The following is a 21,186-nucleotide window of genomic DNA, read 5'->3' as shown; positions in this document are numbered from 1 at the left end:
GGCCATCCATGGCCTCCGAAATTCTGTCGAGGGCCTTCACCCGCCATGCCTCAGATTTCGCAGTTATTTGAAGCGGGGAATCAGTTTATTGTGATCTACGACTAACTTTGCGATATCTGAGAAATAAGAAGAGTGTCTGTGATGCCCCCTTCCCAAAATTTCGAAGGCCAAGGATGGCCTGAGAGAAGCGCACATGGATGTGCTCGTAGCGGTTTTGGGAAGGGGGCATCACAGACGCTCCCCTCCCAAGCTAGCAGGCTACATAAAGACTACACTCCCGAACCTGAACCAAACGGCTTAATCAGCACGATCAGGCGCGGCAGCAGGGTCAGGGCGCCTGCCAGGGCCATAAACATGGCGAAGCCGGTGAACAGGCCGAAGTAGATGGTCGGGATGAAGTTCGACAACACCAGGATCGAGAAACCGATGATGATGGTCAGGGACGTGTAGAACATTGCCCGGCCGATGCTGCGGTGGCAGCGGTGCATGGTGGCGATGTAGTCGCCGTCTTTGGTGAACTCGGTCTTGAAGCGATGGATATAGTGGATGGTGTCATCCACGGCAATGCCGACCGTAATGGCCGCCACGGTGATCGTCATCATATCCAGCGGAATGCCCAGCCAGCCCATCAAACCCAGGACCGAGCCGGCAGCGATCAGGTTCGGAGCCATGCCGATCAGTGCCAGCAGTACCGATCGGAACAGGATCAGGAACATCACCATGATGGCCAGGAACACCACGCCCAGGGTCTTGATCTGGGATTCAAACAGACTCTGCAGCATGTTGTTGTACATCACCGTCATGCCGGTGAACATCACCTGGTCATCGTCGAAGCCCAGCTCGCCGGTCAGGTGTTCGTGAATGGTGTCCAGCAGCTGGTCGCGCCGAAGATCGGGCTTGGTTTCCAGGATACGAACACTGAAACGGGCCTGGTCGTGTTCCTCAGAGATGTACGGGGCCAACAGGATGTCCTGGAGATCTTCCGGTACCGCGGTCGGCACGAACGCTAACTGAAGGGCATCCAGCGGCTCCCCCCCGTTGACCTGCGCCAGCAGGTCCAGCGTCGTGCTGATGGACAGTACCTTGCCGGTATCCGAAAGGCTTTCCAGGTAATTGTGGACGCCCCGCAGGCGCTCCATCTTTTGGTAGGTGAACCAGGTGTCCCGGTACTCCTCGGCCTCGCCGCAGTCCTCCACAAACGGATCACAATCGCTGGCAAAGGGATCACCGGAACCGGCATTTTCCGGGGGAGGATCGTCGGTGATCACCACATCCAGCGGCGTGGTGCCCCCCAGGCGGTTGTCTATGGTGATCATGCCCTGATGGATTTCCGTGGTGGACTTGAAGTAGTCGATGAAGCTGTTCTCAACTGTGAGTCTGCTCATGCCAAGCACACACAGCACCGCGATCACGACAGAGCCGCCGAGCACGACCTTACCGTGGTGTTCGGTAAAGCGGGCAAAGGCATCGGTAAACGGGATCCGGTCGGAAGAAACATAGCGGTCAATGGGCGGCGGCAGCAATGACAGTAACGCCGGAAAGATCAGGAACGTAATCAGGAAAGCGACGGACAGGCCAATGGTCATCATCCAACCAAAATCAATCACCGGGCGGATGCCGCTAAAGGTCAGTGAGCCGAAGGCCACAATGGTGGTGATGGCCATGTAGAAGCAGGGTTTGATCATGGCCAGCAGGGTGCGCCGCAACGTATCCCGGGGGGCTGCCTCCGGCTCGTCGTGCTGGAATTCCCGGTAGCGGACGATCAGGTGAATCGTCAGGGACAGGGTCATGATCAGCAGCAGCGACACAAAGTTGGAGGAAATCACCGTTACTGGCCACTGCGCCCAGGACAGGTAACCGATTACCAGCCATACGGTGAAACTGCAGCACAGCAGGGGCACCAGTACCCAGCGCCATTGGCGGAAGATGATGGCGAGGGTCAGTAGCAGGAAGATCAGCACGCCCACGCCAAACGTGGACAGGTCGTTCTTGATGAACTGAATCATGTCCGCAACGATCATGGGCACGCCACCCAGGTAGATTTCGGCGTCGCCCCGATAACCATCCAGAATGGTGCGGACCTGATGAATGGTCTGGTCCCGTTCCTCGCCGAGCTGTTCAGTGAAACGAATGAATTCGGCGCTGACCTGCTCCAGCTTGTCCTTGTCTGCCGCGGTGGCATCGGTGCTGGCGGCTTTCTCACGCAGTTGTTCACGCTCACGCAGCAGTTCGAAATAACGTTCCGGTGTGGGCAGATTGACCTGGATGGCCGTGGTCCTGGCATCCTCGCTGATCAGCAGATTGGGGTAGAGCGGATTTTCCAGCAGGGCATCCCGGGCGGTTTCCGGCGCCACGTCGTTCTCGTCCATTGACCGGATTTCCGAATCCACCGTGTCCAGGGTAAGGTCCGGGCTATGGAGCAGTGGCACGTTGAGGATGCTGTTGGTGGAGCTGACGCTGTCCAGCCCCTCCAGGTCGTCCCTCAATTGGCGAAGGGTACCGAGGGTTTCTTCATTGAACAGCTCGCCATCCGGAGTAAAGGTGACAATCAGAAAATCGTCAGAGGTAGTGAAGCGCCGGTTGATCTCGCGATACTGTTCCAGCGACCGGTCGTTCTCCAGCACCAGGGATTCCGCCGAGGCATCAAGCCGGAACTGGTCCAGTTTGACGCTGGCGAGTACGAGAATGCAGGCAAACACAATCAGAACAACAACCGGGTGGGGGAGAATCAGCCGGTCATAGAGGGAACGGATCAGGGTCATCGGCACATAGTCCACACTGTTATAAAACGAGTGCAGAGTGTGCCACAAACTGTCAGTTAACTGTGACCCTGTTGGAGGCCACTTCCAGTGAGTCGATCAGGTTTTTCAGGCGTTGGGTCATATCGGCGCTCTCAGCGAGTTGAGTCACCATGCTCTGGGTGGTGTCACGAATACCCTGCACGTTGGCCAGTACGTCGTCGGTGGAGGCGGTCTGATTGGCGGACATGGAGGCGATCTCCTCATTGGTCTCGTCAATGCGACCGACGACCGAATTGATAGCACTCAGTGCCTTGCGGCCTTCCTCCGACTCATCCACGCAACGACTGGCATCCGCGGAGCTCTCGGTCATCTGGGTGACGGCAGTGTCCATAGCCGAGAGCAGGCGGTTGATTGTATCCTGGATCTGATCGGTGGAATCCTGTACCCGCTGGGCCAGGTTGCGTACTTCGTCAGCAACCACTGCGAAACCGCGGCCCTGTTCGCCAGCACGGGCAGCCTCAATGGCCGCGTTCAGGGCCAGCAGGTTGGTTTGCTCGGCAATCCCCTTGATTTCGGTAACCGCATGGCTGATTTCGTGGCTGTTTTCGGCAAGGGATTCTACGCTGGCCGCCGAGTTGCGAATGATCTCTTCGAGACGACGAATGGAGTCGGCGCTGCGGGACACTCGTTCACCACCTTCCAGGGCCGTAGTGCGGGCTTCGTGAGACAGGGTCTTGGCAATACTCGCCTGCTCAGCGATACCAACGAAGCTCTGAAGCATGGCTTCGATCACTTCGGCGGACCGATCTGCACCGGATTGCTGGCGGGCCAGATCATCGCGGCGGGCCTCGGCGGCGGCAGTGAGTTCGCGGACCTCATTGTGCAGCCGGTCGATGGCTTCCTTCATGCTCTTGACCACGCTCATGGTGCGGTCTTGCATGGCGTTGAAGGCGTTACCCATTTCACCGATTTCGTCAGTGGAGTCCACGTCAGCCCGCCGGCTGAGGTTTCCTGAGGCCTGTACGTCTACCATGGTGCTTTTCAGGCGGTTAACATGGCGCTCGATAAAAGATATCAATAGCTGGGAGCCGGCCATTTCCAGGGCCATCAGTATTGCAACGATCCCGGCAAATTCCGGGGCTGTGTCGCTGAAGACGTCTGCAAAGGTGCGGTCAGTGGCAGTAGCAATGCTGCCCATGGCATAGAGTACCAGAAGGCAAAGTACGGTCAGTACGACAATGTTCAGCAGCCAGAACTTGTATTTCAGCCGTGCGTTCTTGAGCAATTGCAGCATAGAAACCCGCTTTCCTATCAATCGATGCTTGCCAGAGCCCTCATGTGCCCGGGGGAGGCTCTGGTCGACATAAAAACACAAAAGATAGCAGGGGTTTGTGAACTTTTCCTTGCTTCAGGTCATGTCAGCTGGCCGATTTCCCGGCTGCTTCAGTCAAGAACCTTGACCGGGATCTGCTGAGCGTCGCCGGCGGGTACCTCGGGCACGGTCAGGCCCAGGTTGTTCTTGTCGAAGACCCGATCCGCACGGTAGCTGGAGCGCACCATAGGGCCGGACGGCACTTCCATAAAGCCCTTTTCCAGGCCGATGTCGCGGTAATGGTTGAACTCTTCCGGCGTGACGTAGCGCTCCACCGGCAGGTGGTTCGGCGTGGGGCGCAGGTATTGGCCCAGGGTGAGGATATCCACGCCGATGGCGCGCAGGTCGTCCATGGTTTCCAGGATCTCTTCCTCGGTTTCACCCAGTCCGAGCATCAGGCTGGTCTTGGTGAGGACGTCCGGGCGGTATTGCTTGGCATGGGCCAGTACGCTCAGGGTCTTTTCATAACCAGCGCGGGGGTCACGCACGCGGCTGGTGAGGCGCTTGACGGTTTCCACGTTCTGGGCAAACACATCCAGGCCGGAGTCCACTACCTTTTCCACATCCGACATCACCGCATCAAAATCCGGAGTCAGCGCCTCGACGGCCACTTCCGGAGTGCGCTGCTTGATGGCGGAAACGCAGGCGGCGTAATGGGCTGCGCCACCGTCGTCCAGGTCGTCCCGGTCCACGGAGGTGAGCACGATATAGCGAAGCCCCATCAGTTCCACCGACTTGGCGGTGTTCTCCGGCTCTTCATGGTCCAGCCAGCCCTTGGGGTTGCCGGTATCCACCGCGCAGAACCGGCAGGCGCGGGTACACACGGATCCCATCACCATGATGGTGGCAGTGCCGTTGGTCCAGCATTCGCCAATGTTGGGGCAGTGAGATTCCTGGCAGACGGTGCTGAGGCGATGTTCGCTGACGTTCTTGCGAACGGCCTCATAGCGCTCTCCGCCGGGCATGCGGGCCCTGAGCCATTTGGGTTTGCGCTCAACGGCCGGCGTATCCTTGTGTCCGGATTGCTTGATTCCGTCCTTGATGGCAGAAAAACCATGCTCGTTGCGGAATTTGGATCCACTGGTGATACGGGGCTTTGCGCTGTCGCTCATTGCAACCGGACTCTCATTAAAACTTGGGGTAGCCTTAAAGGGTAATGCCCGGACAGGGTAGATACAAGACAGGTACGGACAATCACGGGGGGAACCGGGTCCGACATTCGTCGAACCCGGTTAAGGGATCAGTCGACGGCTTTGTCCAGAGCCTGGGTAATGTCGGCGATGATATCGTCCACGTGTTCAATGCCAATGGACAGGCGCACCAGATCCTCGCTCACCCCCGCACTCTTGAGTTCGTCCGGGTTCAGCTGGCGGTGAGTGGTGGTGGCCGGGTGGCAAGCCAGGGATTTGGCGTCACCGATGTTCACCAGGCGGTAGATCAGCTCCAGCGCGTCGATGAACCTGGCGCCTGCCTCACGGCCTCCTTTGATGCCGAAGCTCAGGATGCCGGAGGCCTTGCCGCTGCAGATTTTATCGCAGGTTGCCTTGTAGGGGCTATTAGACAGGGCTGCGTAGTTCACCCATTCCACGGAGGGGTGGTTCTGCAGGAAGTCGGCGACTTTCTCGGCGTTCTCGCAATGGCGTTCCATGCGCAAAGCGAGGGTTTCCAGGCCCTGCATGATCAGGAAGGCATTGAACGGAGCCAGAGCAGCCCCGGTGTTGCGCAGTGGCACCACGCGACAGCGACCGATAAAGGCTGCCGCGCCGAGGGCTTCGGTGTAGACCACGCCGTGATAGGACGGGTCCGGCTCGTTCAGCATCGGGAACTTGTCGGCACTGGCCTTCCAGTCGAACTTGCCGGAATCCACCACGACGCCCGCCACCGTTGTCCCGTGGCCGCCGATGTACTTGGTGAGGGAATGAATCACGATATCCGCGCCATGATCGAAGGGGCGGCACAGGAAGGGTGTGGCCACGGTGTTATCCACGATCAGTGGAATACCATGTTTGTGGGCGATATCGGCCCAGCGCTGGATATCCACCACATTACCAGCCGGGTTGCCAATGGATTCGCAGAACAGGGCCCGCGTATTGTCATCAATGGCGTTTTCCACGGCATCGAAATCGTCGTGCTGCACCATGCGACAATCTATGCCCTGGTTCGGCAGGGAGTGGGCAAACAGATTGTAAGTACCGCCGTAGAGCTGGCCGGTACTGACGATGTTGTTGCCCACCTTGCAGATCGTTTGCAGCGCATACGTGATGGCTGCCATACCGGAAGCCACAGCCAGGGCGCCCACGCCACCTTCCAGCTCCGCCATGCGCTCTTCCAGAACGGCGTTGGTGGGGTTCATGATGCGGGTATAGATATTACCCTGTACCTTCAGGTCAAACAGGTCGGCGCCATGCTGGGTATCATCAAATGTGTAGGAAGTGGTCTGGTAAATTGGTGTCGTCGCGGCCCTGGTTGTGGGGTCGCTCTTGAAGCCCGCGTGAAGGGCCAGAGTTTCCGGTTTCATATCAACTATCCTTGCTGTTGCACGTTTGTTATTTGTTTCGATACCGGAGTATGCCACACCGATTGGAACCGGCGCAGGCCTTCTGGCGTGAAATGAGTACCGCCGATATTTCATTAATCGCTATGATTGATGCGCTGTCGGAAGTGCCGGGTATCACGCCGGTGTTCACTCATTGAAGAGAGAGTATCTATGAATACGAAAATGATTCGTTCCACTGTGATTGCAACAGGCATTGTTTTGGCTGGCAGCCTGTCGACGATGCCCGTTTGGGCCCAGTCCGAAGCTGCAGACAATGCCCGGCAGGCTGCGGAAATGTCTGAGCAGGGCAAAGGCAAAGCTCGCGAAGCCAAAGAGAAGGCGAAAGAAGCCCGGAACAAGGGCAAGGATAAAGCCGAAGAAATGCGCGAGCGCTCTGAGGAAGAGGCAGAGGATGCGCGGGATCGTGCGGAAGACGAGGCTGAACAGGCGCGTGAGCGTGCTGAAGATGAGGCCGAGCGCAATCGTGAACGCGCTGAAGACGAAGCCGAGCGTAATCGTGAGCGTGCGGAAGACGAAGCTGAACGTGCCCGCGAGCGCGCCGAAGAGGCTAAAGAAAGCGGCGAGAATGCCCGGGAGCAGGTAGAGGCTTCCAATCGGGATAATGAAAACCGCAAGGCTGACCCTGCATCAAAAGGCAGTGAAAAGGGACAAGAGAAGAAGAAAGAGAACGCCAAAGCCTGGTGGAATATCTGGGACTGAGTCAGGTTAGGTCCTGAACGCTGGAAGGCCGGAATAATGTTCAATCCCGGCTTTCTCCAGCGGTGCCGCTAGTGTCCTGCTGTTCTGGAAAATAAGTTGATAACCGCCACACCCGCAATGATCAATGTCATACCTGCGATCGCCGGCAGGTCGAGTTTCTGCCCATAGATCACCCACGAAACCAGCGCAATCAATACAATGCCCAGCCCGGCCCATATGGCATACGCCACGCCGATGGGGATGACCTTCAACGTCAGGGACAGAAAGTAGAACGCCAGCACGTAACCTGCCACAACGACGATTGAAGGCATGAGCCTGGAGAAGCCATCGCTCGATTTCAGGGCTGACGTGGCAACTACTTCTGCAACAATCGCAATGCCCAGGAATAACCAGTTCTTCATAGCGCTCTGTACTCGTCTTCAGAGTGGCGTTTACCACTTGCATCGTTGTCTGGGAAGATTGTGTCATAACACCAGGTAAACACGAATGCATACAGCAGGTAGAAGGCGATAAACGCCATGTCGACGATCAGCGCTTCGACGAACCCTATATCCATCCACCATGCTATGAATGGAAGGAATACCACCAGAAGTCCCATTTCGAAACTAACCGCGTGTAATAATCGGATTTTCAGCGATTTTCGTGTAGAGCCTGTGACCCTCTTCAGCCCGTGGTCGAACATCAGGTTGAACGCATAGTTCCAGACGGTAGCCATGGTTGCCCCAACGATGCCGAGCACACTGGTTTTGTCTGAATCAAAGCCGAAAGCGAATACTATGAGGGGAACGGAAAGTAAAATTCCGAGTGCTTCAAAAGATACTGCCTGGCGGATTCTGTCTTTGGTGGTTCTCATACCCTGGATCCAGTAATACGGGTCGTCCCGCGTTAAATTCCCAGGCTGGGTGAGGTCGTCCTCAGGTGTGGAGTGTCCTTTTAGTAGTGCGCCGAGCGGAGTACCAGGACAAACTGACAAAAAAGGGCCGCGACGTTAATCGCGACCCTCTCGAATACTGGTAGCAAGGGGCGGAGTCGAACCGCCGACCCCGGCATTATGAGTGCCGTGCTCTAACCAACTGAGCTACCTTGCCATTTCGCTTTGGGCTAGGCCCCAAACGAGGCGCGTATTTTCAGTATTTGAGTCCAGACTGTCAAGGCCTTCTATAAAAAAACTCAGCTTTCTGACAAGCCGTTGGTTCTTTGCCTGGCCTGCAAGACTCTCCACTTCGAGCACCTTGATGCCAGAAGATAAGGGAGTGGGCCCAGTGTCAGGAAAAACAGGAAGCTCCATCCAATCTGAACGAATAAATCTTCCTCCCTGAAAGTTGTTTTAAAGCGTCTTTTCAGCAGGTAGATGTCATCCCTTGGAGGGTCTCCTGTCCTGTATTCGAGCATTCCCATATCCATCCCATGGATGCTATGAAGTTCCCGTGACATGAAAGAGTGAAGTGACTGCCATACGGTAATTCCGGAGCTGAATGCTTGCATGGAAAACGATACGGAAGTTCCGGGTGGGGTAGGGTGTGGCTGGAGTTGCAGATGACAATGGTTAATTGCGAACTCCCCTCCGATTGCGCGGAGGTGATGCTGGTGGATATTTACCTGGAGCTCATTCCATCGGACGACTATTGGTTCTGAGCGACGCGATTGGCTGATATAAACCTTCTGTCTCATGCGGTCGAAAACGACGATTTTTTGCTTGTTGAACCGGAAGTGCTCATACACCAGGAAAGCCAGAATCAAAGTGAGCCAAGTTGCCGCGATAGCTGTCACTGCGGGTAGCCAGGGGATCTCAGATTTGAGTGTTGCTGGTATCAGCGGCGAAATCACTGGAGTCAGGAAAAGCGCCATCATCAACGAAATAACCCCAGCAGTGCCAGTTATTAGCATGTAGCCATTGGCAACGCATTGATCGTTGAAGAGGATGGCATGAGCATCGTCCATGTATCGAATCACTCGCTCACTATTTTTGGACTCAACCCTTGGGCTTTCCTCTCCTCCGGTAGCCTCATACCTCGTTGATATTGGTGTTTCAATAATGGAAATTTGCCGAGCAAAGCGCCAGGGCGCTCTTTTTTCTTCGAAGATATCGAAGTGCCCAGGAGCTCTTATTGCTACAGCGATGTCACCGTAGAAAATGACATGAATCTCGGAGAATTCAGTGTCCGGGTCGAGTATTCGCCCAGGAGAAGGCATGAGAAGTTCGAACCCGTTCAGTGTGTGGCTGACCGATGTGGCTGTGTTGCTTTCAAGCCACGCCTTTCTTTCAATTATCGGATTGAAAATACGATAAATATTTGTCGAGAGATCGCTCGGCGTGAATGGATCTTTGCCGCCAGTAAATCCAATGGCTTCAAGTCTTATGATTGTTGTGATCTGTTCCGCCTGATTGCCGACCAATTCGCCGAAGGGTTCAGTCGTTGATCTTAATTCTTGGGCGGCGGCGCACTGGCGGCGCTTACTGCGCCCCCAGCGAATCCGACGGTAAAACCACTGAACAGCTTTGTAGACGCTACGCAGAAAAATAAACGCGGTGACAAGCGCGATTGCGGTGTGCATTTGTCGTCCCTGACAAGATTGGAGTTTTTTGTCGTCTTTGCCTTAGCGTGTTTTTCGAGCAAAGAGCGCAAGTCTTAGACGTTGAAGCGGAAGTGGATAACGTCGCCGTCCTGGACGATGTAGTCCTTGCCTTCCAGGCGCCATTTTCCGGCATCCTTGGCGCCGGCTTCGCCGTTGTAGTGAACGAAGTCGTCGTAGCTGACCACTTCGGCGCGGATGAAGCCGCGTTCGAAGTCGGTGTGGATGACTCCGGCCCCCTGAGGGGCTGTGGCGCCTATTTTGACGGTCCAGGCGCGGACTTCCTTCACGCCGGCGGTAAAGTAGGTCTGCAGGCCCAGGAGGCTGTACCCTGCGCGAATCACGCGGTCCAGGCCGGGTTCTTCCATGCCCATCTCGTCGAGGAACATGGCTTTCTCGTCTTCCTCCAGTTCGGAGATTTCGGCTTCCAGCTTGTTGCAGATGGGCACCACCACGGCGTTCTCTGATTCGGCGATTTCCCTGACGGTGTCGAGATGCGGGTTGTTCTCGAAGCCGTCTTCGTTGACGTTGGCGATGTACATGGTGGGCTTGACGGTCAGCAGGCACAGTTCCCGGATCAGGGCCATCTGGTCCTTGTCCAGGTTCATGCTGCGCACCGGCTTGCCTTCGTTCAGCACCGGCAGCAGTTTCTCGAACATTTCCAGTTGGGCCTTGGCTTCCTTGTCACCGCTCTTGGCCACGCGCTGAACGCGTTTGATGGCTTTTTCCACGGTTTCCAGGTCGGCCAGGGCCAGCTCGGTGTTGATGACGTCGATGTCGGAAGCAGGATCGATCTTGTTGGCCACGTGAATGACGTTGCCGTCTTCAAAGCAACGAACAACGTGGGCGATGGCGTCAGTCTGGCGGATGTTGGCCAGGAACTGGTTGCCCAGGCCCTCGCCCTTGGATGCACCGGCAACCAGGCCTGCGATGTCCACAAACTCCATGGTGGTGGGGACTACCCGCTCTGGCTTGACGATATCGGCCAGCTTGGTGAGGCGCGGGTCGGGCATGGCTACCACGCCGGCGTTGGGCTCGATGGTGCAGAACGGGAAGTTTTCCGCGCCAATGCCTGATTTGGTCAGTGCGTTGAACAGGGTGGATTTGCCGACGTTGGGAAGGCCGACGATGCCGCAGTTAAATCCCATGGAATGCCTCTGCTGGTGCTGGAAAATTTGGGCGGATTATACCGGTGTATGGTGGTGTAAGCGAGTAAGGGGATGTGTCAGGGGGTTGGCTTGAAACTGTGCAAGCGGTTCATGGCGGCGGGGAGTTTGCCGCTGGCGGCGTCTGGAAGCACGCGCATGATTTCGTCGATCACAGCGTTCAGCTCTTCGGTTTCCCGTTTGCCGAGGCGACCGAGTACGTAGCCGGTGACTTTGCGGCTGTCGCCGGGGTGACCAATGCCAACCCGCAGTCTCAGGAAGTCGTTGCTGCCCAGATGGGTGATGGTGTCCCGCAGGCCGTTATGTCCGCCGTGTCCGCCGCCTTTCTTGAGCTTGGCAGTGCCAGGGGGGATATCGAGCTCGTCGTGGGCGACCAGGATCTGTTGGGGCTGAATCTTGAAAAAGTCCGCCAGTGCCTTGATGGACAGGCCGCTGCGGTTCATGAACGTGGTGGGATTCAACAGGTGCAGGTCGAGACCCTGCCACTGGATGCGGGCATAAAGCCCATGGTATTTGCGTTCGGGGCGGAGCGTCTGGCCCGCAGCGCGAGCCAGAGCTTCGACGAACAGGGCGCCGGCGTTATGGCGGGTATTTTCGTAGTCAGCTCCGGGGTTTCCCAGACCAACCACCATGACAATATCCTGTGCCATTCGCCGTTGCCCTCGTCAGTGCAGGAGTAGTTACTCCTTGCTTTCGCCTTCTTCGCCTTCTTCACCTTCTTCGGCGTCATCAACCTTGGCGCCGCGCGGCTTGTGGATAGCCACAACAGACTGGTCGTGATCTTCACCCTGAAGCAGGGCGGCGATACGAACGCCTTTCGGCAGTTTCAGGTCGCTCAGGTGAACTACCTGGTCCATTTCGACAGTGGCCATATCCACTTCGATGAACTCGGGCAGGTTCTGCGGCAGACAGATTACTTCCACTTCGTTGATCTGGTGGTTGGCTACGCCGCCCTGAAGCTTGATGGCCGGTGCGCTCTCTTCGTTGAGGAAGTGCAGCGGAACGTTAACGTGGATCTCGTGATCCTTGTCAACGCGCAGGAAGTCGGCGTGGGTCAGCAGCGGCTTGTACGGGTGACGCTGCAGATCCTTCAGGATCACGCTTTCTTTCTTGCCGTCCAGTTCGATGGTCAGAACGTGAGAGAAGAAAGCCTCGTTCTCCAGGGCTTTTTTCAGTTCGTTGTGCCAGATGGAGATCGGTGTGGCTTCCTTGTTACCACCGTAAACGATGGCCGGGATTTTACGTTCCTCACGACGCAGGCGGCGGCTCGCACCTCTCCCCTGATCGCCACGAGGAAATGCTTCAATAACAAATTCCTGGGACATGATATGTACCTCGATCGTCATCTGAGCTGCCCGCGACCAGGCGTTTGAACAGATGATGTTTTTGAATAGCCTCAGAACAATTTCTTCGGCTGACTAAAAGAATCGGGAGCCTGTTCAGGCTCCCGATTCTGTATCTGCTTGTTTTGTCTGAGTTAAGTGAAAAAGCTTGCTCAGACGTTCTCGAACATGGCGCTGATAGATTCTTCGTTGCTGACGCGGCGAATGGACTCCGCGAGCAGGCTGGCCATGCTGAGGGTGCGGATTCTATCACAATTCTTTGCTTTGTCACCCAGCGGAATGGTGTCGCAGACCACCAGTTCGTCCAGTTCGGACGCGTTGATATTGTCGATCGCCGGGCCGGAAAGGACCGGGTGGGTGATGTAGGCCACAACCCGCGCCGCACCGTGGTCTTTGAGTGCCTTGGCGGCTTTGCACAGAGTGCCGGCGGTGTCGATGATGTCGTCCACCAGGATGCAGGTCTTGTCTCTCACGTCACCGATGATGTGCATGACCTGGGATACGTTCGCCTTCGGGCGGCGTTTGTCGATGATGGCCAGGTCGGCGTCATCCAGTCGCTTGGCGACAGCCCGTGCGCGAACAACGCCCCCCACGTCCGGGGAGACGACCACAAAGTTTTCAAAGCGTTGCTTCTCAATGTCTTCGAGCATTACTGGGGTGGCGTAGATGTTGTCCACCGGAATGTCGAAGAAGCCCTGAATCTGGTCTGCGTGCAAGTCCAGTGTCAGTACGCGATCCACGCCGATGCTGGAGATCATGTCTGCCACGACCTTGGCGCTGATGGCTACCCGCGTTGAGCGAACGCGACGATCCTGTCGGGCGTACCCGTAATAGGGAATAACGGCGGTGATACGTGTTGCGGAGGCACGGCGAAGTGCGTCAGCCATCACGATCAGTTCCATCAGGTTGTCGTTAGTGGGGTAGCAGGTGGGCTGGATGATGAAGACATCATGGCCCCGGACATTCTCATCGATCTCGACGGTGGTTTCACCATCGCTGAAGCGGCCGACAGTGGCCTGACCCATGGGAATGTGGAGTTTCTGGGCAATAGCTTTGGCAAGGTCTGGATTGGCGTTGCCAGCAAAAATCATCAGTTTGGACACGACGGCATCCTTCACGGTATCGGCGTTTGATTCAGAAGAAGCGGGAGAAAGGTGGCTGGGGTGGCAGGATTCGAACCTGCGCATGACGGGATCAAAACCCGTTGCCTTACCACTTGGCGACACCCCAGTATCGTGCTTTTTTGGCATCATTCTAGCTCTGTCAGCTTTGTGTGAAGCGGTGAAATATTCACCCCTTGAGCGACGAACCCCGTGATGCCGGAGGGTTTGCTTTCCCAGATAATCCGGGCTGCGGATTCTGTAGGGAAACGTCCAAAAATGCAAGCCCCGGTTCCGGTTAATCTTGCAGGTCCGAATTGTGAAAGCCATTCCAGGCTCTGGTTAACCTCCGGATACAGTTTGCGAACTACATCCTCACAGTCGTTTCGGTACCTCGAGGCGTCTCCCTCAAAAGCGGGCGCTATTTTGATTCTAGGGGTGTTCCTTGTCAACCCTTGCTCGGAAAAAATCTTGCCGGTGTTTATATCGCAGGCGGGTTTAAGAACCAGAAACCAGTCTTCGGGAGGATTGGCCGGGGTCAGTTGCTCCCCCACGCCTTCGCCCCAGGCGGCGTGACCACGAACAAACACCGGTACGTCGGCGCCCAGTTGCAGGCCCAGTTCCGCGAGCTGATCGATCGTCAGCCCCAATTGCCAATAGTGATTCAGTCCGAGCAGGACTGTCGCTGCATTGGAACTGCCGCCACCAAGGCCACCACCCATGGGCAGGCGCTTGTCGACGGACAGGATGATGCCCGGCAGTTTCTGTTCCCGGGTGCTGGCCAGCAGGCGGGCGGCACGAAGGATCAGGTTGTCGTCGTCCGCGATGCCGGGTATCGAGGGCTCAAGAAGGATGTCATGGCTGCCGTCCTCCGCTGGCCGGAAGGTGATGTCATCGCCGTGGTCAAGAAACTGGAACAGTGTCTGCAGCTCGTGGTAGCCGTCGGGCCGGCGCCCGACGATGTGCAGGCAAAGGTTGAGTTTGGCTGGGGAGGGCAGGGTAAACGGTTTCACCGGGCCGGGTCCGTGGTTTCATTCCAGTGGGTGACGACCAGTCTCACTCGTTTGTCCTCTTTCACCGCAGTGATGCGCGCCGGCAGTTCCGGGTAGCCGTCTATAAACGATTGCCAGCGATCGTAGCGAATTTCCCAGCCCTGTTGGCGGATCATTGCCAGTTGGTTGTTTTCATCAAACAGCAGGCGGAAATCACCTTCTGGTCCCGGCATGCCGCGAATCCACCATACCAGGCTGTTCAGGGGGAGTTGCCAGCCGGTGGCTGCTTCGATAAGGGCTTCGGGATCGCCAGAGCGATAGGTTTCACCGTCAGGCAGGGTCAGCGAGATAAAGCCGGGCACGCCCTGAAGGCTGGTCCTGCCCATGCCGAGGAAGGAGGAGGACAGCTCCAGGTCGTAGGCTTCCCGTTCCTGAATCCAGTGGTTGATAATGGCGGTGCCACTGTCGGACGGCTGTTTCACAGCGAGTTTGCCGCTCAATTCCCAGGAATGGAAACCTCGCAGCAGCTCGCTGCGCTCGCTCCAGTCAGCGGGTGGCTGGTCAGTCAGACCTTCAGGAAGGGGTTCCAGCTGAATCGAAGTACAGGCGCCCAGAGTCAGGGCGCAGGTGACTGCCAGCAGCAGTCTGGGGCTGATCAAATTCAAGGTGCCTGTTCTCCTGTCAGCCGTTCAATGGTTTCAATGAGGATCGGGTGACCGGGGTCGGCATCAATGCCTTCTTTCCAGATGATGCGTGCCTGGTCCTCGGCGCCGGTGCGCCACAATACCTCACCGTAGTGAGCGGACACTTCCGGGTCGGGGTAAGCGGCCCAGGCCTCTGACAGGTAAGCCAGGGCTTCCTGTTCCTGGCCCTGCAAGTAGAGTACCCAGCCCATGCTGTCGAGAATCGCAGGGTTTTCCGGGTCAAGTGCCAGCGCCTGCTCTATATAACCGCGCGCCTCGTCCAGTCGGTTGCTGCGGGTGGTGAGGATGTACCCCAGTGCGTTCAGAGCGACCGCATTCTGTGGGTCTTCCTCAACGATCCGTCGCAGGTCGTCTTCCGCCTGCTCTGGAGAGTCCATGCTGTCGAACAGCATGGCGCGGGCGTAACGGATCCGGATGTTGTCGGGAAAAGAGGCCAGTGCTTCGGTGGCGGCCTCCAGGGCGGCGTCTTCCCGTTCCTGGTCCAGCAGCAGGTTGACCTCAAGCAACCAGAAGTTCTCGGCCTGATCGGGATTGGCCTCGCGCAGTTCACGAATGTCGGTCAGGGCGGCATCCAGTTCGCCTTGCCCGGCCTGGAGGGCGCTGGCTCTGGCCAGGGCGGGGAAGTAGTAGTTGCCTTCCTCCACGCTGCGATAATAGCCGATAGCCTGATTGGTTTTGTTTTCCTCGTCGGCGATCCGCCCGAGGTAATAGTGGGCTTCGCTGGTGTGGTGACCCTGCTGGATCAATCGTGTCAGGTCCTGCCTGGCCAGGTCCGGCTGCCCGTTTTCCAGGGCCACGAGGGCGTGGGACAGGCGTAGGCTGGGGGTGTTGGGGAATCGTTGCATCAGTCGGCTGAATTCATCCTGGGCCGCCTGCATCTCTCCCTCGCCGATCAGCATTCGGCCGTAAAGTGTGCCCATCTGGCGGTTCGCCGGGAAGCGACGGGTGTTGACCAACAGGTGGTCCAGCGCATTGCGGCGTTCGCCCACCTGGTATAGCAGGTCACCCTTGAGGATGATGGCTGGCTGGAACTCCGGCTCGTCTTCCAGTAGCGCCTCGATGCGTTCCAGCGCCTCTTTGGGCTTGCCGGTTACCTTGAGAAGCAGGGCAGTGCTGTAATTGAGTTCTGGTGTTTCCGGGTGGCGTTCGGCCATTTGCTTGTAGAGGTCCAGCAATTCCTGCTGTTGTTCCGGCGGCAGGTTGCCGGCCATGGCGGCAAGGCTGTCGAAATCCGCATCCCCGCCGAGATCCATGATTTTTTCCATATGGGTCAGCGCGGTCTGCAGTTCGCTGTTCTTGACGGCCTGAATGGCGGATACCCGGTGCGCCTGGAGATTGTCCGGATCCACTTCCAGCCACAGACTGGCGAGCTGGCGCTGGGCATTGTCGCCGTTGAGGGACTGGGCGATGCGCATTGCCCGCTCAATCACGCCTTTGTCGCGGGATTTTTGGGCGGCATTCAGGTAATTCACCAGGGTGACGTCATAACGTCCACGCTGGGCTGCAATTTCGCCGGAGAGGAGCAGGTAAAGGACCTCTGGCTCAAAATCGGCGTAATGGATTTCCTGTTCCCTGGTGCTGTCCGGCGTGTTTCCTGCGGAAGTTTGTTCTCCGGTATCGCCCGATTTCTCCGGTGTTCCGGTCGGTGTGGCGCAACCAGCGAGTGAAAGCCCCAGAAGGCAGGAAAACAACAACGGTGCGGATTTATGCATGCAACATCCCGTATTCTGTATACAACGCATCTGCACCCGTCGCCCCGGGATGGGGGACCATGCAGTGCCGAGCCTCTATGATGGCACAAGCGTTTGATATTGCCCAACCTGTCGGCACTTCCCGAACTCTCTTGGTTTTTGGGTGGCGACAGGGGCGGCTGGTCGGTAAAATGCGGTTTACAGTCCGTACTCTGGCATAAGGCTACGCAACCCCGAAATGGCTCTGGTTACGCTGGGAATCAATCATCGCACCGCACCGGTCGAGCTGCGCGAGCGCGTCGCATTCACGCCTGAGCGCATGGCGGAAGCATTTTCCGAATTGCGCGCCATGTGCGGTGCCAGCGAAGCGGCAATACTGTCGACCTGTAACCGTACCGAGCTCTACATCGCCGGTGATGATCAGTGCGCGCCGGTAATTCTGCGCTGGCTGGCCGGTTTTCACGACCTGGATGCCGCCGATCTGGAACAGGCGCTGTACCTGCACCGTGATGGTGATGCCGTGCGCCACATGATGCGGGTCGCTGCCGGCCTGGACTCCATGGTGCTGGGTGAACCGCAGATTCTCGGGCAATTAAAGGATGCCTACGCGCTGTCCCGGGAGCACGGCGCCAGCGGTACGTTTCTTTCCCGCCTGTTCGAGCATACCTTTTCGGTGGCCAAACGGGTGCGCACTCAGACCGCCATAGGTGAGAACCCGGTGTCGGTCGCCTATGCCGCGGTCAGCATGGCGCACCACATTTTTGCGGATATGTCCCGCAACAAGGCGCTGCTGATTGGCGCCGGCAAGACCATCGAACTGGTGGCCCGCCACCTGGCCGATGCCGGTGTGAAGGATTTTCTGGTGGCCAACCGTACACTGGAGCGCGCCCAGGCGTTGGCGGAATCCCGGGGTGGCAAGGGTATTCTGCTCTCTGACATTCCCGAGCATCTCCGGGATGTGGACATAATTATTTCTTCCACGGCCAGTCCGTTGCCCATTCTGGGTAAGGGGGCCGTCGAGCGGGCTTTGAAAAAACGAAAGCACCGGCCCTATTTCATGGTGGATATTGCGGTGCCCAGGGATATTGAACCGGAAGTGGCTTCGCTGGCCGATGTCTACCTTTATACCGTGGACGACCTGCGGCAGGTGATTGAAGAGAACATTCGCTCCCGCGAGGGTGCCGCCCGGGAAGCGGAAAACCTGGTGACTGACGGGGTTCAGGATTTTCTGAGCCAGTTGCGGGCGCTGGATGCGGTATCCACTCTCAAGGAGTTTCGGCAGCGAGCAGAAGCCCTGCGGGATGCCGAAACCGAAAAGGCGTTGCGGGCCCTGCGTAACGGCGGTGATCCAGAAACCGTGTTGCGCAGTCTTGCCCGTGGCCTAACCAATAAATTCCTCCACGAACCTTCCATTCAGGTTCGCAAGGCAACAACCGAAGGTCGCAGTGAAGTGACTGAGTGGCTGAGGGAGCTACATCAACTGGATTCCCAGAACGACGACGCCACCACCCCGGAAAAACTATGAAATCATCGATCCAGAACCGCCTCGAGCAATTGTCAGATCGCTTCGAGGAAGTCAGTGCGTTATTGAGTGATGCCAGCGTTATTTCCAACCAGGAAAAATTCCGGGACCTCTCCCGGGAGTTCGCAGAAATCGAGCCGATTGTTCACTGTTTCCAGGCCTGGAAAAAATCCCTGGCGGATATTGAAGAGGCCCGTGAACTGGCCCGTGATGGCGACGCCGACATGAGGGAGATGGCCGAGGAAGAGCTGACGCTGGCCGAGCAGAAAACCGACGAGCTCGACGAAGAGTTGCAGCGGCTGATGCTGCCGAAAGACCCCAATGACGGCAAGAACGTGTTCCTGGAGATTCGTGCCGGCACCGGCGGTGATGAGGCCGCCATTTTCGCCGGGGATCTGTTCAAAATGTACCTGCGTTACGCCGAGCGCCATCGCTGGCAGGTGGAAGTGATCAGCGAGAGCGAAGGCGAACACGGCGGCTTCAAGGAAATGATTGCCCGGGTGGCGGGTGCTGGAGTGTATGGCGCGCTGAAATTCGAATCCGGTGCCCATCGGGTGCAGCGTGTGCCGGAAACCGAGTCCCAGGGACGCATCCATACGTCGGCCTGTACCGTGGCGGTGATGCCGGAAGCGGACGAAGCGGAAGCGATCGAGATCAACAAGGCTGACCTGCGGGTGGACACTTTCCGTGCCTCCGGCGCCGGTGGTCAGCACGTCAACAAGACGGATTCGGCCATTCGCATTACCCACCTGCCCACGGGCTTGGTGGTGGAGTGCCAGGAAGAGCGTTCCCAGCATAAAAACCGCGCCAAGGCGATGAGCCTGCTGGCGTCGCGACTGCAGAACGCGGAAACCGAGCGCCAGCAGAAATCCATGGCGGATACCCGCAAGAGCCTGGTGGGCAGTGGTGATCGGTCAGAGCGTATTCGCACTTACAATTTCCCCCAGGGGCGAGTGACCGATCATCGCATCAACCTGACATTGTACAAGCTGGATGAAGTCATCTCCGGCGATCTCGACGCGGTGGTGGTTCCATTGCAGCAGGAACACCAGGCTGAACTGCTCGCATCCCTCTCAGATGAGTGAGTCGTCGCTTACCTGTGATTCCCTGCTGCGGAATGCGACCATCGCGATTGCCGGAGAGTCCCCGCGGCTGGATGCCGAGTTGCTGCTCAGCTACGTGACCGGGCTGTCCCGCACCAGTTTCCGTGCCTGGCCGGAACGGCAGGTGACGGCCACCGAGGCGAGACGCTTCGAAGCACTGGTCCAGCAGCGCGCCAGCGGACATCCGGTGGCCTATCTGCTTGGTGAACAGGAATTCTGGTCGCTTCCTTTAAAGGTGAATGCCTCTACGCTGATTCCCCGGCCGGATACGGAGTGTCTGGTGGAGGCGGCGTTGGGGCTACCGATTCCTGATGACGCGCAGGTGCTGGATCTGGGTACGGGAACCGGTGCCATTGCCCTGGCGCTGGCCAGTGAACGTGGCCGCTGGCAGGTGTTGGCGTGTGATGCGGTGGCATCGGCGGTGGAGCTTGCTGCCGAAAATGCCCAGCGCCTGAATTTGTCGGTTACCGTGGTATTGAGTCATTGGTTTGACAACCTGCCGGCAGGACGTTTTGACCTGATTGTTTCCAATCCGCCGTACGTTGCCAGTGGTGATCATCATCTTGGTGAGGGGGATGTGCGGTTTGAACCTTCGTCCGCGCTGGTCGCCGGCGACGATGGTCTGGACGATATCCGGGTGATTGTGGCAGCCAGTCCACAGAGGCTGAGCGCCAATGGCTGGCTAATGGTTGAGCACGGTTTCGATCAGGGCAACGCGGTTCGTGATCTGTTCCGGAAGGCGGGGCTGGTTGCTGTGGAGACTCGTCGGGATTATGGCAATCGCGACCGGTTGACGCTGGGTCAATGGCCGGGCTGAATAGTCAGAACTATGGGTTTTCAAATGGGGGTGGGCAATGCTCGGCGATGAAGAGCTGATGCGTTACAGCCGGCAGATTCTGATGCCGGCGTTCGATATTGCTGGACAGGAGAAGCTGAAGTCTGCCCGCGTGCTGGTGGTGGGAGCCGGTGGTCTGGGTTGTCCGGTGGCGCTTTATCTGGGTGCGGCTGGTGTGGGTCATCTTACTTTGGTTGATGATGATGCCATCGAGTTGGCTAACCTTCAGCGTCAGATTGCCTTCAGTCAGGATCAGTTGGGGGATGCCAAGGCGGAGAGCCTGGCGGATCGGGTGCGCCGGATCAATCCGCTGGTGTCGGTGGAGGTCATTGGCCATCGTCTGGAGAATGATGAACTGGTGCGCCAGGTGGGTGAGGCGAGCCTGGTGGTGGATTGCACGGATAACTTTAATACCCGGTTTGCCCTGAACCGGGCCTGTGTTGCGGCGAAGGTGCCGCTGGTTTCCGGCGCGGCCATTCGCGGTGAGGGGCAGTTGTCGGTCTATGATTCCCGTGATCCGGAGAGTCCCTGTTACCACTGTCTGTATCCGGAGCAGGGCAATGAGGATTTGTCCTGTTCTGAGGCCGGTGTTATCGGGCCTTTGGTGGGGATGATCGGGGCCAGTCAGGCGATGGAGGCGGTGAAGGTGATTTCCGGGGTTGGTCGGCCTTTGGTGGGGCGTTTGCTGATTCTGGATGCCTGGAGGATGGAATGGCGGGAGATGAAGCTGGCGCGGGATCCTGGTTGCCCGGTTTGTTCAGAGTAATGGTGGTTGGCAGGGTCGGGG

19 protein-coding genes and 2 tRNA genes are annotated in these 21,186 nt (G+C 57.6%); 5 read left to right on the top strand and 16 right to left on the bottom strand.

Annotation, left to right across the window (positions count from 1 at the left end):
- Window positions 1-269: 269 nt before the first annotated feature.
- From ACJO3M_RS04085 to ACJO3M_RS04070, 4 genes are all read right to left on the bottom strand, one after another.
- Window positions 270-2,762, bottom strand: coding sequence for an efflux RND transporter permease subunit (locus ACJO3M_RS04085; RefSeq protein WP_406999929.1), 2,493 nt, complete (start codon window positions 2,760-2,762; stop codon window positions 270-272).
- 52 nt (window positions 2,763-2,814) lie between these two features.
- Complete coding sequence (locus ACJO3M_RS04080) at window positions 2,815-4,035, bottom strand: methyl-accepting chemotaxis protein (protein ID WP_406999927.1); 1,221 nt, start codon at window positions 4,033-4,035, stop codon at window positions 2,815-2,817.
- 149 nt (window positions 4,036-4,184) lie between these two features.
- Window positions 4,185-5,225 (bottom strand): lipoyl synthase, encoded by a 1,041-nt coding sequence (gene lipA / locus ACJO3M_RS04075; RefSeq protein WP_406999925.1) that lies wholly within the window; start codon window positions 5,223-5,225, stop codon window positions 4,185-4,187.
- A 128-nt stretch (window positions 5,226-5,353) separates the two neighbouring features.
- Window positions 5,354-6,631, bottom strand: a complete 1,278-nt coding sequence (locus ACJO3M_RS04070; RefSeq protein WP_406999924.1) for an O-acetylhomoserine aminocarboxypropyltransferase/cysteine synthase family protein — start codon at window positions 6,629-6,631, stop codon at window positions 5,354-5,356.
- 189 nt (window positions 6,632-6,820) lie between these two features.
- Here ACJO3M_RS04070 and ACJO3M_RS04065 point away from each other — a divergent pair, with 189 nt between their 5' ends.
- Window positions 6,821-7,369: a hypothetical protein gene (locus tag ACJO3M_RS04065; protein ID WP_406999922.1), complete on the top strand. Its 549-nt coding sequence runs from the start codon at window positions 6,821-6,823 to the stop codon at window positions 7,367-7,369.
- A 68-nt stretch (window positions 7,370-7,437) separates the two neighbouring features.
- Here ACJO3M_RS04065 and ACJO3M_RS04060 read toward each other — a convergent pair whose 3' ends face one another.
- From ACJO3M_RS04060 to ACJO3M_RS04005, 12 genes are all read right to left on the bottom strand, one after another.
- On the bottom strand, window positions 7,438-7,770 hold the full coding sequence (locus ACJO3M_RS04060; protein WP_406999920.1) for a DMT family transporter: 333 nt from the start codon (window positions 7,768-7,770) through the stop codon (window positions 7,438-7,440).
- Complete coding sequence (locus tag ACJO3M_RS04055; RefSeq protein ID WP_406999918.1) at window positions 7,767-8,222, bottom strand: PACE efflux transporter; 456 nt, start codon at window positions 8,220-8,222, stop codon at window positions 7,767-7,769. The genes ACJO3M_RS04060 and ACJO3M_RS04055 overlap by 4 nt, the downstream gene beginning before the upstream one ends.
- A gap of 158 nt (window positions 8,223-8,380) precedes the next feature.
- A tRNA-Met gene (locus ACJO3M_RS04050) sits at window positions 8,381-8,457 on the bottom strand.
- A gap of 82 nt (window positions 8,458-8,539) precedes the next feature.
- Entirely contained in the window at window positions 8,540-9,925 is a 1,386-nt protein-coding gene (locus ACJO3M_RS04045) for a hypothetical protein (RefSeq protein WP_406999916.1), read from the bottom strand.
- Window positions 9,926-9,999: 74 nt separating this feature from the next.
- Window positions 10,000-11,091 (bottom strand): redox-regulated ATPase YchF, encoded by a 1,092-nt coding sequence (gene ychF / locus ACJO3M_RS04040; protein WP_406999914.1) that lies wholly within the window; start codon window positions 11,089-11,091, stop codon window positions 10,000-10,002.
- Window positions 11,092-11,168: 77 nt separating this feature from the next.
- A complete protein-coding gene (gene pth / locus ACJO3M_RS04035; RefSeq protein ID WP_406999912.1) occupies window positions 11,169-11,759 on the bottom strand; it encodes an aminoacyl-tRNA hydrolase in 591 nt (196 codons plus the stop codon).
- Window positions 11,760-11,789: 30 nt separating this feature from the next.
- Window positions 11,790-12,434: a 50S ribosomal protein L25/general stress protein Ctc gene (locus tag ACJO3M_RS04030; protein WP_406986390.1), complete on the bottom strand. Its 645-nt coding sequence runs from the start codon at window positions 12,432-12,434 to the stop codon at window positions 11,790-11,792.
- Between the two features lie 170 nt (window positions 12,435-12,604).
- Complete coding sequence (locus ACJO3M_RS04025; RefSeq protein WP_406999910.1) at window positions 12,605-13,555, bottom strand: ribose-phosphate diphosphokinase; 951 nt, start codon at window positions 13,553-13,555, stop codon at window positions 12,605-12,607.
- A 52-nt stretch (window positions 13,556-13,607) separates the two neighbouring features.
- A tRNA-Gln gene (locus ACJO3M_RS04020) sits at window positions 13,608-13,682 on the bottom strand.
- A 19-nt stretch (window positions 13,683-13,701) separates the two neighbouring features.
- Window positions 13,702-14,565, bottom strand: coding sequence for a 4-(cytidine 5'-diphospho)-2-C-methyl-D-erythritol kinase (gene ispE / locus ACJO3M_RS04015; RefSeq protein ID WP_406999908.1), 864 nt, complete (start codon window positions 14,563-14,565; stop codon window positions 13,702-13,704).
- Window positions 14,562-15,203: a lipoprotein insertase outer membrane protein LolB gene (lolB, locus tag ACJO3M_RS04010; protein WP_406999930.1), complete on the bottom strand. Its 642-nt coding sequence runs from the start codon at window positions 15,201-15,203 to the stop codon at window positions 14,562-14,564. Before lolB ends, ispE begins: the two co-directional genes overlap by 4 nt.
- Before the next feature lie 2 nt (window positions 15,204-15,205).
- Window positions 15,206-16,960 carry a tetratricopeptide repeat protein gene (locus ACJO3M_RS04005; protein WP_406999906.1) on the bottom strand — a complete coding sequence of 585 codons (1,755 nt, stop codon included), beginning with the start codon at window positions 16,958-16,960 and terminating at the stop codon, window positions 15,206-15,208.
- Window positions 16,961-17,177: 217 nt separating this feature from the next.
- On the opposite strand from ACJO3M_RS04005, the gene hemA reads away from it, so the two are divergent.
- Genes hemA through ACJO3M_RS03985 form a run of 4 tightly spaced genes read left to right on the top strand, consistent with a single transcriptional unit; the run spans window position 17,178 to window position 21,165 of the window.
- Complete coding sequence (gene hemA / locus ACJO3M_RS04000) at window positions 17,178-18,464, top strand: glutamyl-tRNA reductase (protein ID WP_406999904.1); 1,287 nt, start codon at window positions 17,178-17,180, stop codon at window positions 18,462-18,464.
- Window positions 18,461-19,546, top strand: coding sequence for a peptide chain release factor 1 (gene prfA, locus ACJO3M_RS03995; protein WP_406999902.1), 1,086 nt, complete (start codon window positions 18,461-18,463; stop codon window positions 19,544-19,546). Before hemA ends, prfA begins: the two co-directional genes overlap by 4 nt.
- Window positions 19,539-20,381, top strand: coding sequence for a peptide chain release factor N(5)-glutamine methyltransferase (gene prmC, locus ACJO3M_RS03990; RefSeq protein WP_406999900.1), 843 nt, complete (start codon window positions 19,539-19,541; stop codon window positions 20,379-20,381). Before prfA ends, prmC begins: the two co-directional genes overlap by 8 nt.
- A 37-nt stretch (window positions 20,382-20,418) precedes the next feature.
- Window positions 20,419-21,165, top strand: a complete 747-nt coding sequence (locus tag ACJO3M_RS03985) for a molybdopterin-synthase adenylyltransferase MoeB (protein ID WP_406999899.1) — start codon at window positions 20,419-20,421, stop codon at window positions 21,163-21,165.
- Window positions 21,166-21,186 lie beyond the last annotated feature (21 nt).

This window comes from Marinobacter alkalisoli, from assembly GCF_045449795.1.
Lineage (GTDB): Bacteria > Pseudomonadota > Gammaproteobacteria > Pseudomonadales > Oleiphilaceae > Marinobacter.
This window is presented reverse-complemented; position numbering and strand designations above follow the sequence as displayed.

Coding starts and splice junctions, on each gene's coding strand:
- ACJO3M_RS04085 (WP_406999929.1), bottom strand. CDS start 2,762: ATGACCCTGATCCGTTCCCTCTATGACCGGCTGATTCTCCCCCACCCG.
- ACJO3M_RS04055 (WP_406999918.1), bottom strand. CDS start 8,222: ATGAGAACCACCAAAGACAGAATCCGCCAGGCAGTATCTTTTGAAGCA.
- lipA (WP_406999925.1), bottom strand. CDS start 5,225: ATGAGCGACAGCGCAAAGCCCCGTATCACCAGTGGATCCAAATTCCGC.
- ACJO3M_RS04080 (WP_406999927.1), bottom strand. CDS start 4,035: ATGCTGCAATTGCTCAAGAACGCACGGCTGAAATACAAGTTCTGGCTG.
- ACJO3M_RS04005 (WP_406999906.1), bottom strand. CDS start 16,960: ATGCATAAATCCGCACCGTTGTTGTTTTCCTGCCTTCTGGGGCTTTCA.
- pth (WP_406999912.1), bottom strand. CDS start 11,759: ATGGCACAGGATATTGTCATGGTGGTTGGTCTGGGAAACCCCGGAGCT.
- ACJO3M_RS04065 (WP_406999922.1), top strand. CDS start 6,821: ATGAATACGAAAATGATTCGTTCCACTGTGATTGCAACAGGCATTGTT.
- ACJO3M_RS04030 (WP_406986390.1), bottom strand. CDS start 12,434: ATGTCCCAGGAATTTGTTATTGAAGCATTTCCTCGTGGCGATCAGGGG.
- prmC (WP_406999900.1), top strand. CDS start 19,539: ATGAGTGAGTCGTCGCTTACCTGTGATTCCCTGCTGCGGAATGCGACC.
- ACJO3M_RS04045 (WP_406999916.1), bottom strand. CDS start 9,925: ATGCACACCGCAATCGCGCTTGTCACCGCGTTTATTTTTCTGCGTAGC.
- hemA (WP_406999904.1), top strand. CDS start 17,178: ATGGCTCTGGTTACGCTGGGAATCAATCATCGCACCGCACCGGTCGAG.
- ychF (WP_406999914.1), bottom strand. CDS start 11,091: ATGGGATTTAACTGCGGCATCGTCGGCCTTCCCAACGTCGGCAAATCC.
- ACJO3M_RS04070 (WP_406999924.1), bottom strand. CDS start 6,631: ATGAAACCGGAAACTCTGGCCCTTCACGCGGGCTTCAAGAGCGACCCC.
- ACJO3M_RS03985 (WP_406999899.1), top strand. CDS start 20,419: ATGCTCGGCGATGAAGAGCTGATGCGTTACAGCCGGCAGATTCTGATG.
- ACJO3M_RS04060 (WP_406999920.1), bottom strand. CDS start 7,770: ATGAAGAACTGGTTATTCCTGGGCATTGCGATTGTTGCAGAAGTAGTT.
- prfA (WP_406999902.1), top strand. CDS start 18,461: ATGAAATCATCGATCCAGAACCGCCTCGAGCAATTGTCAGATCGCTTC.